6 protein-coding genes are annotated in these 10,399 nt (G+C 44.2%); 3 read left to right on the top strand and 3 right to left on the bottom strand.

Features of this window, described 5'->3' with window-relative positions; all coding sequences use genetic code 11:
* Window positions 1-224 precede the first annotated feature (224 nt).
* Window positions 225-1,265 (top strand): DNA cytosine methyltransferase, encoded by a 1,041-nt coding sequence (locus Q0117_RS00425; RefSeq protein WP_297921027.1) that lies wholly within the window; start codon window positions 225-227, stop codon window positions 1,263-1,265.
* Window positions 1,258-3,291 (top strand): ATP-binding protein, encoded by a 2,034-nt coding sequence (locus Q0117_RS00420; protein WP_297921023.1) that lies wholly within the window; start codon window positions 1,258-1,260, stop codon window positions 3,289-3,291. Before Q0117_RS00425 ends, Q0117_RS00420 begins: the two co-directional genes overlap by 8 nt.
* Before the next feature lie 1,251 nt (window positions 3,292-4,542).
* On the opposite strand, the gene Q0117_RS00415 is transcribed toward Q0117_RS00420, so the two are convergent.
* The 3 genes from Q0117_RS00415 to bioB form a co-directional block, all read right to left on the bottom strand.
* A complete protein-coding gene (locus Q0117_RS00415; protein WP_297921020.1) occupies window positions 4,543-6,099 on the bottom strand; it encodes a hypothetical protein in 1,557 nt (518 codons plus the stop codon).
* Between the two features lie 373 nt (window positions 6,100-6,472).
* Window positions 6,473-6,880 carry a hypothetical protein gene (locus Q0117_RS00410; protein WP_297921017.1) on the bottom strand — a complete coding sequence of 136 codons (408 nt, stop codon included), beginning with the start codon at window positions 6,878-6,880 and terminating at the stop codon, window positions 6,473-6,475.
* A gap of 39 nt (window positions 6,881-6,919) precedes the next feature.
* The gene (gene bioB, locus Q0117_RS00405; protein WP_297921015.1) at window positions 6,920-7,912 is read right to left on the bottom strand and encodes a biotin synthase BioB; all 993 of its coding nucleotides are present in this window, start codon (window positions 7,910-7,912) and stop codon (window positions 6,920-6,922) included.
* 237 nt (window positions 7,913-8,149) lie between these two features.
* Between bioB and mnmG the strand changes: the two genes are divergently transcribed.
* A complete protein-coding gene (gene mnmG / locus Q0117_RS00400) occupies window positions 8,150-10,024 on the top strand; it encodes a tRNA uridine-5-carboxymethylaminomethyl(34) synthesis enzyme MnmG (protein ID WP_297921012.1) in 1,875 nt (624 codons plus the stop codon).
* The last annotated feature ends 375 nt before the right edge of the window (window positions 10,025-10,399 follow it).

Genomic DNA, 10,399 nt, shown 5'->3' with positions numbered 1-10,399 from the left:
AGTTTATAAAATTTAGGACGTACCGACATATAATCACCGCGCTCAAGGGGTCCTCTCTCCTCCTTGGGCGCTATAAAGCGCAATCTAAAGATTGCTCCCTAAATGGCATGGAGGAGCAAATTCGTAAGGCGTGTTGTCTGGATGATTTTAGATACATTATGTTTAAATAATTATTTTAAAAGCTATTTCAAGTTATAATTAAACATTTAAACCGGTGGGTAAAAATGAAAATATCTGCAGTAGATCTATTTTGTGGTATAGGTGGATTAACCTATGGGCTCAGCCAGGCCGGCATTGAAGTTGTAGCTGGAATTGATTTTGACGAAAGCTGCAAATTTGCCTATGAACAAAATAATCATGGAAAATTTTTGCACAGAAGCATTCGTGAAGTGGGTGGCGAAGAAGTCAATAATTTATTTGGTGACGCAAATATCAAAATTTTAGTCGGTTGTGCTCCTTGCCAGCCTTTTTCAGCGCACCAGAAAAATAAAAAAGATCGATCGTTACATAAAGACTGGGGATTATTGTATGATTTTTTAAGACTTATTAAAGAAACTTCACCTCAAATAGTTTCAATGGAAAATGTTCCAGAGCTTAAAAAAGAAAAGGTTTTTGCTGATTTTGTAGACGATTTAAAAGCGCAAGGCTATAGCGTAAATTTTAAGATTCATGATGCTAGCGATTATGGCGTAGCACAAAGAAGAAAGAGGCTTTTACTTCTGGCATCTAAATTCGGGAATATTGATTTCTTAGAGTCCAAATTTAAAAAAGTAACCGTTAGGGATATGATATATAAAATTGATAAGATAGTTGCCGGAGCAGTTGATAATAAAAAAGATAGGCTACATATAAGCCCTACGCTAACAGATATAAATATTCAAAGAATCAAACAATCCAAACCTGGTGGATCATGGCATGACTGGGACGAGGCAATTCTACCTAATTGTTACAAAAAAGCAACTGGGCAAAGTTATAAGTCGGTATATGGTAGAATGAGCTGGGATGATGTTGCCCCCACCCTTACAACGCAGTTTATTAATTATGGTACAGGTAGATTTGGACATCCAGAGCAAGATAGGGCAATATCTTTACGAGAAGGAGCCTTATTGCAGTCGTTTCCAATGGGATATAAATTTATAGACAAAAATGAAAAAATATGCATGCGCAAAATTGCCAAACAAATAGGCAATGCCGTTCCGCCTAAGCTAGGAGAGCATATAGGTAAAAGCATCTTAAAACATTTAGAAGGATATATAAATGGCTAGTAACAATCAAATTAAATTTTCTATTGCTGGGCGAGTAGCTACCCATTTAGGAAGAAACTTGTATAGCAGTAATCCACCAGCTCTAGCCGAGTTAGTTGCAAATTCATATGATGCATATGCAACGAGAGTTGATATCAAACTAAGCAATAGAGAAATATATATTATTGATAATGGAAAAGGGATGTCTTTAGATGAGATAGAACATAAATATGCGATTATAGGTATAGAAAAACAAATAGAAGAATCGTTTAATAATCTAAGCGAAAGAGCTCCAATGGGGCAAAAAGGAATAGGAAAACTCGCTGCATTTAGTCTAGGTGGAAAATATAAAGTATACACAAAAACGTTATCCTCAAAACAATGGCTTACTTTTGAATTAGTATATGATGATTTTATAAAAGATGAAATAACCCACTCGGTAGATTATAATTTTGTTGATGATTTGCCCTGCGAGCTTAGGGATTACGCAAAATACAAATCAGGTTTTATAGTTAAGATTGATGATCTTATAAGAAATAGTAGAAATGCGTATGAAAATTTAAGTATACAGCTATCCAGAAGATTTTATATAGCTTCGCATATTGATAAATTTCAAGTGTTTTTAAATGGAGAGGAAGTTGACTTACTAACACACGAATACTATAAAAATATAGAATTCCTTGTTTATTTTGGATATAACGAAGAAGAAATCAACGATATGTTCCCAAATATAGATAAAACCAAAAAAGTAAAATATGATACGAATAGCAAAGATTTAAAAGACTATTTTGAGAAGAACAAAGGACTAAAAGGCTGGTTTGGCAGTGTTCTAACTCCCGGACAACTTCAAACAAAAGACTATAATTTCAATTCAACTGTCGTATATATAAACAAGAAAATAGCCGATGAAAATATTTTTAAAAATAGCGGTAGTGCAAGAATGGCAAATCAATACTTGGTTGGTGAAGTTCATGCGGATTTTTTGTTAGATATTTTGCAGGTTCCGATAACATCAAGCAGGGATGGACTAGATCAGTCAAATGAATATGTTGAAGAATTTATAGAGATACTAGGAAAAATAAGAAACAAATTTGCTGAACTTTGGACGAATTTCAGACAAAAAGAAGCCGTTTTAAAATTACCAGATTTTATAAGAGAAAACGAAAGCTATAAAAAATGGCTTGATGGGTTAAGTGACGATAAAAGAGAGATGAATGAAAAAATGCTTGCGTTGCTTATTAATAAGTCTTTTGCAGATCAAAGCGAGGGTATACAGAAGAATGAAATCCAAAATATCGTGTCTTCTATAGTTAGAACTGTGGATAATATAGAATTTTCAGAAATACAAAAAAGCCTATCCTCAATAGATATGATTGATAAAAATTATGTCAAACTTATAAATAAGCTTATGTCTAAAATAGGGCGCTCCGAAGAAATAAATATTTTTGAACTAGTCAAAGAGAGAATCGCTGCTATTAATGAATTAAAAAGAATGATGGAAGAAAACAATACATTAGAAAGTTTTTTTAATAACCATTTGCATAAACATCCTTGGCTTATAAACCCGCACTGGAATCAGGACTTAAATGCCAGTACAAGCTTTGAAATTACTAAAAATAGATATTTAAAGGCTATTGATAAGAACAATAAACTTAAGAAAAACTATATTGATCTATTAATAAAGGTCGCAGAAGAACCATATCCTATAATAGTAGAACTAAAAAAGAATACACCAACAGGACACGCCAATGTTACTACTGGAGTAATGATAGATCAAATACGAAAATATAAAGATGCTGTAATGCAAAGCGATAGCAGCTTAAAAATGATAGACTCCAGAGATATAAAAGTATACTTTATTATTTCAGAAGACGCTGGTGTTAATGGTGCTAATACCATTGAATTCAGAAAAGACGACATGGAGGTGTTTAAAAGTTATAATATAGAGGTTATAAAATATAATATGCTTATAGAAAGGGCTTATAGGTCTTATGCGGACTTTATTAATATAATTAATAAAGAAAAAAATATCCCTAATTTTACATAGCTATAAATTCAGGCAAGATAGTGATGAATACTATAACTCCATTTTTTTAAAAAAACTCAAGCGTGCGAGCTTTGTGAACCTTAATAGAGAATTATCTTCGCTGACAAGATCAAAGAGCTCATCAAAGATGAAATAGCCGCGGAGCTTTAGGTCTGCCGCGCCGATACGGCTCATCGTGCAGCGCCCAGGCGCGAATTGGCGCACCAATCGCCGCACACATTCGTAACGATCCCCCTGCCGCAAATAGCAAAAAATCCCAACGATCCAGTTCCGCCGATCCTACGCGCTCCCGCGAAGCTATCGCCGCAGATGGGCAACAGCCGACTTCTGCCCATTTTGCGACCGTGACGAGCATAGGCGATCTCTGCGCGGATTCACAAAGCTTTCGAGGCGGTCTCGGGCTGTGCTCGTGAGCGGCATATGGCGCTTGGCGCGCCGCTTTGATCGAGCCGAAGCCCTCTAAAGTCCACAAGTGCGCTCGCGCCGGGTAAGCGCCAACGCCGCCTGCTTACGTATGCACCTTGGCGCGAGAACCAGCGCGCGAAGCTTCGCAGAGCAGATAGTAGGAAATACCGACGGGGCTGGGGCGGACGACGGGTTTTTCGGGGGTGCACCGCTCCGTTTTTGGGACAGAGCGCGGATTTTTGGTGCTGAAGCTTGGACGAATTGAGGCGAATTCGGCTTAAGGTTCGGGGCGGGGTCTGGGGTCGAATTTCGTGAAAACACGCATTTTTGAAAAGAATTATTTTCAATAGTTAATTTTATAAAACGCCCTAAAATAGGCATTTGAAAGAGCCGTGAAAATTAAGTTTAAGTTTCAAGCGGCAAAAATGACGCGAATTTGTCCGTTTTCGCTTAAGGAAACTGTGAAAATTTAGACGCAAGCGCTTTAAGTTTCGCGCGCAATTTCGGCTCGGTCTTGATAATTATTTGCTTAAATCCTATGCGCCCGCCCTGTGATTATATCATAAACTATTGCAGACGCGCTGCTGTGGGGCTTTGATAGCGCCCGCTTATTCTCTTGACGGGGGGCTATGACCCCACTCGGAATTTTCCGCCCAATACTGACGGTGTAGAGAAAAATTTCAAAATTTAGGCTTTTTGTCTCGCGAAAGATACGAGCACATTTTATTATTTGCTTAAAATTTAAGCCTGCATTTTTTTGTCCCACGATCTGCGAAACGAGCGTAAGCATTAGGGCTTTGCGCCTGCGGGAGCGGTGTCCGCCTGCTTTGTCCTGCCAGCGCGAATTCACGCCCATGCCTCGGCGCCCTCGTAGTCCTCGTCCTCGTAGTCCGGCTCGTCAAATTCTCGCCCTACGATATATTGTTGTAAATACGCGAGCGCATCCATCAGATCATCCTCTTTGCTCTCGACTTCGCTATCGAAGCTAAGGAGTTGCGCCTCTAGCTCGGTGTTTGAATCGATGCCTGCGTTGTGATAAATTTGCCCGGTGCGGTAATATGGCTCTAAGTTTGATATGCGCGTATTTTTTGCCTTTCCTCCATGACTAAGTTGATCAATGGGTAGGCGCACTCCGGTCATTTTTTGTATGATGTCAATCGTATAGAAAAAATCGTTTTGCATTCCAGCTTTTTCGATTCCTATCCTGGTGCAGCCGAATATTTGAAAAATTCGTATAATCTCGACGCTTTTTTCAAACGGCGTCCAGTGCCCGGCGCTGATGTCTATAATGAATATGCGATTTTTATTATCGACGGCCGAGGTTATCATCGCTGTTTGGTCGCGGCCATTCGCGCTTGCTAGATCGATCGTTGTAAAAATTTGACATTTTGCAAGCTCCACCTTTTCGCCGCCTAGCGTTAAATTTGTGGCTTTTCTGATTTGCAGCGTTCGTATATTGACGCCGTCCGTAATGTTTAGCGTTTCCGGTTCTGCTCCGATGTCGTATTCTACATGCTCAAAATAGCGGAAATACTCGCGTTTGAAAATCGCTCTTTGTGGATCGATCGCCGCGCACATATATTCCTGGTAAAATTCATTTGCAAGCCCTTTTGAGACGAGTTGATTTTGAATCAATTTGATACGCGATAAAGGGAAGCGCGACGGCCATACGCTCGCGCCGTTTTCTATGATGGGAATTTTTATATATCGCCATCCCTGCTTATTGGTTTCTTCTACATTCTCATTGTTCACGATATTGTTTAGGATACTGTCCTCGTGCAAAATTGTGCCTAACACTACCACTTTGCCGCGAGCGGGGTGCACGGCGGGCAATAGATCCGCATAAAACCAACCTCTAAGCTTTTGGCGACTCGCCTTGTTTCCAACTGGGAATTGCCCGTCTTTGCTCTCCAAATCATCGATGATGATAAGAGTTGGGCGCATGTTGTCGATGTTGGCGCCGCGCGGATCTTGCCCGGAGCTGAGCGATACTACGTGACAGGTCCGCTCGATATCTTTTCCGTTCCCGTCTTTTTTGCCGCGATTAACGACGACCTCTATGCGGTCTTTGTTCCAAACTTTACCGCGCTCTATCGCGTAGCCTCTGGCGGCCGCTTTATCGATTGAATTTTTTATTGCTTCGACGAATAGCTTTGCTTTCGTATCGTTTGCGGAAGCTATCATAATGAAAGGCTCTGCATAAAAATACAGCCTGCTAACGACATAAATTTTGTTAAGCAGTGTAGTTTTTGCACTACCGCGAAATATGACTACGGCTTTGTATTGATCTTCGCCATCGATAAATTTCAGGACGTCCAGGTGAAATTTAGGCGTTTTGTTCTCAAAGATTTCCGGTTCTATATCTTTTGCAAATTTTAAATAGAGCTCTGGAGGAATTTTCACTAGCTACCCTTTCTTTTGATTTTGTGCATCTTTGGTATAATTGGTTTTTTCATAAAATTTATAAATCCCGCTAGATACTTGCTAAAATTTTTGTATAAAAAAGTGTATAACTAAAATTTACATATTGCCTATTTTAGGCGATATATATATTATAATCAAATCCCCTGTGGGTCACCATTTCATCACTTAAAATCAATTAAAATTTTCTATCATCCAGCTGCTTGCCCTTGAAATTTAAGACCCCATTTGATTTTGTAGTATGTTGATTAAAATTTCATCATATTTTTACCGAGGCTAATTGATCTAGAATTAAAGTCGCGCGAATTAAAATTTAGATCAAATTGTAAAATTCACGGCTAAATCCCGCCGCTACTTATATTTCCAGATTGCGCAGCCTGTTCCAGTTCTGCTCGTTTTGTAAATTTCGCATATTTTGTAGCTGCTGCATCTGCCCCAGCTGCTGCTGTGTTTGCTGTTGCATTAGGCTTCGCTGCGTGGCGATATACCTCTCCTGCGCTCTTTGCTGTGCTTGCGCGCTGTCCGCTCTGAATGAATTAAGCGTATCTTGCGATACCGCTTGCTCTTGCGCCTTTCGCGCGACTTCGGCGTCGATTTTTTGCCGCTTCGCGCAGCGGTTTGACTGCTCTTTGCTTAGCGGGCTTGCGACATCGCATCCGCTCGCGTCCACCAAGAATGAAGCCTCCTCGTCGCCCTGCGAGAGCAGCGAGCAACCGCAAAGCAACACGACTAAAATCAAGGCAGAGAAAAATTTTAACTTCACAGTCGCCTTTCAAATTTTATCTTTAATTCCCCGCAGCCGCTAATCCGCGCCCTTTGCGAGGTCGAACCCGCACTGCGCCACAAGCGCCTTATCGCTTGCGATGCTATCGCCGGTGGTGGTCAGGAAATTACCCGTAAGCGCCGAGTTGATGCCGCATCCAAGCGCCGTGCGCACATGCTCGCCTAAATTCCGTCTGCCGCCTGCGAAGCGCAGATACGCACGCGGCAAGATGAAGCGGTAGATCGCGATCGATTTTAAAATTTCATCGTGCGCTAGCGGCGCGGCGTTTTGCAGCGGAGTGCCCTTGATCGGGGTCAGGATATTGATCGGCACGGAGCTAACGCCCAGCTCTCGCAGCTGCAGCGCCATATCGATGCGATCCTCCATATTTTCGCCCAGTCCGAAAATCCCGCCGCTACATACGTCAAGCCCCACGGCGCGGCAGTTTTGTATCGTTTGGATGCGATCGTCGTAGCTGTGCGTCGTGCAGATCTGCGGATAAAATTTTCGCGAAGTCTCGAGATTGTGATGATAGGTCTGCACGCCGCTTGCTTTAAGCAGCGCCAGTGCGGGCTTTGAGGCGATCCCTAGCGAGGCGCACAGATGCAGCCGCGTCTTACTTCGCAGCCGCTCATAGATCGCGCAGTATGCTCTCAAATCGGAGCTTTTTTGAGAAATTCCGCGCCCGCTGGCGACGAGCGAAAAGCGGTGCGTCTGCTCGGCTTCGTTCGCAAGCGCGGCGCTTAGCACCTGCCGCTCGCCCAAAATTCCGTAAGTCTCGCAACCCGTGTTAAAATGCGCCGACTGCGCGCAGTATTTGCAGTCCTCGCTACAGCGCCCCGATTTTACGTTTATGATCGTGCAGAGATTAAATTTATCGCCGCAAAACTCACGTCTAATCTCATCCGCCGCCGTAAAAAGCGCGCCTAAATCCTCGCATTGCGCCAGATCTAGCGCCTCCTCCTTTGCAATCTCGCAGCCCGCCGTCACGCGATCTTTCAGCGCGCAAACATAAGCTTTATCTATCAGCATTCATCCTTTTTGAAAAAAATGCGTAATTATACAACGCTAAATTTAAAGCAAAGCTCGCGTGTGAAATTTAGGCGCAGGAATTTTGCGCTAAAAATTTTACGCGGAATTTTATGCCCTTCGCGCGCCGCTTTTGTGCCGTAGCTTTTACGGACGGCTCGTCCGCGACATCTGCGCGCGATTTATCGTTTTGAAATTTTATTTTGGCTAAAATTGCGGCTTTAAATTTAAAGGCAAAAAATGAAATACGACGTTATCGTTGTGGGCGGCGGGCACGCGGGCATCGAGGCAAGCTTGGCCGCCGCAAAAATGGGCGCAAAGACGCTGCTAATTACGATCTTGGCCGAACAGATCGGCGCTGCGAGCTGTAACCCCGCAATCGGCGGCCTTGCTAAGGGGCATCTGGTAAAGGAGATCGACGCGCTGGGCGGTCAGATGGGGCTTGCGGCGGATGCATGCGGGCTGCAGTTTAGAATACTAAACGAGAGCAAGGGCCCCGCCGTGCGCGGCTCGCGCGCTCAGATCGATATGGATGAATACCGCATCTATATGCGAAATTTGCTGCTAAACACGCAGGGGCTGGACATAAGCCAGGAGATCGCGAGCGAAATTTTAACCTGCAAGCGAGGTGGCGAGCAGCGTATTTGCGGCGTTAAGACCCATATTGGAAACGTTTATGAGACCGAGGATCTGATAATCACCGCCGGCACCTTTTTAAACGGGCTAATTCACGTGGGCGAGAACAAGCTGCAAGCGGGGCGCGTGGGCGAGCTAGCAAGCGTCGAGCTAGCCGAATCGCTGCGAAATCTGGGGCTGCAAATGGGGCGGCTAAAGACCGGTACCTGCCCGAGGATCGATGCTAAGACGATCGATTTTAGCGTGCTTGAGCGCCAAGACGGCGACGCCAATCCGCGCGCTTTCAGCTTTCGCAGCAAAAATTTTGCGCCGAAGCAGCTTGCTTGCTTCATCGCCTACACGAACGAGCGCACGCATGAGATCATCCGCGAAAATTTCGCCCGCGCGCCGATGTTTACGGGGCAAATTTCAAGCACCGGCCCGCGCTACTGCCCGAGCATCGAGACTAAAATTTATGAATTTCCAAATCGAGACCGCCATCACGTCTTCGTCGAGCCGCAGACGCGCGAGGCTACGGAGTATTACGTAAACGGCCTCTCTACGAGCCTTCCTTACGACGTGCAGATTGCGTTTTTGCGCACGATCAGAGGCTTTGAAAATGCTAAAATCGTCCGCCCAGGCTATGCGATCGAGTACGATTTCATCGATCCTACCGAGCTTAAACACAGCCTCGAGACCAAAAAGATCCACGGGCTGTTTTTGGCAGGCCAGATCAACGGCACCACTGGCTACGAGGAGGCCGCGGCGCAGGGGCTGATGGCGGGCATCAACGCCGTGCTTGATTTGCGCGGGCGGCAGCCTTTGGTTTTGCGCAGGGATGAGGCGTATATCGGCGTTTTGATCGACGATCTGGTTACCAAAGGCACGAATGAGCCCTACCGAATGTTTACTTCGCGCGCGGAATTTCGCCTGCTGCTGCGCGAGGGCAACGCCGTGCTGCGCCTAAGCGAATACGGCCGCGAGATCGGTCTTTTAGACGAGGCGAGCTACGAGAGGGCGCGTAAGCTTAAGCTCGATGTGGAAAGCGGAATGGAATTTTTACTAAAAACGCAGATTACCCCTTCGAAACAGACGCTTAGCCTGCTGCAAAGCATCGGCGCAGAGCCCATTTCGCAAAGCTGCAACTTGCAAAAAATCGCTTCTCAAAGCGGCTTTTCAAAGGCGGGCCTGCTTGCTCTGGCGCCGCATTTTGAGGGCTTTAGCGATGAGGTTTTGGATGAAATTTTAACGCAGTGCAAGTATCATTTCTACATCGCGATGCAGCGCGCCGAGGTCGAGAGGATGAAGGGGCTGCTTGGCGTCGCAATCCCGCCGCAGATCGATTTTAGCAAGATCGGAGGGCTTAGTAACGAGATCGTGCAGAAGCTAAGCCGCTTTGCGCCGCCGACGCTGTTTGCCGCTAGCGAGATCAGCGGCGTAACGCCCGCCGCAATCGATATTTTACATATCTACATCAAACAAAATTTTGGATTAAAATAAGCTGTGGTTTGGTGCAAGAAGGTAAAATTTAACGCGCTTGCGGTAAATTTTGTTTTTGCGCGGAATTACGTTATGTAAGCGACAGCTCGTATGCTAGATAAGTGGCGCGTGATCAAAACGAAATTTCGTATAGCCTTGCGATTAAATCTATAGGCAAATTTTTGGCTAAATTCCGTACGGACTTACAGCGAAATTTTAAGAACACCCGTAATAAAATTTAACGTAGGTTTACGGCGCAATCCTGCACAGATTAGCGGTGGAATTTTACGCAACCCGGGTAAAATTTTATTTGCGAAATGAGAACGGATTTAAAATTTAACCGTTTTTTCAAGCGAATTTTGCCACAATTGCGCTCAAATTTCATTGGGGCGAAAG

The organism is uncultured Campylobacter sp. (assembly GCF_937997535.1).
GTDB lineage: Bacteria > Campylobacterota > Campylobacteria > Campylobacterales > Campylobacteraceae > Campylobacter_B.
This window is presented reverse-complemented; position numbering and strand designations above follow the sequence as displayed.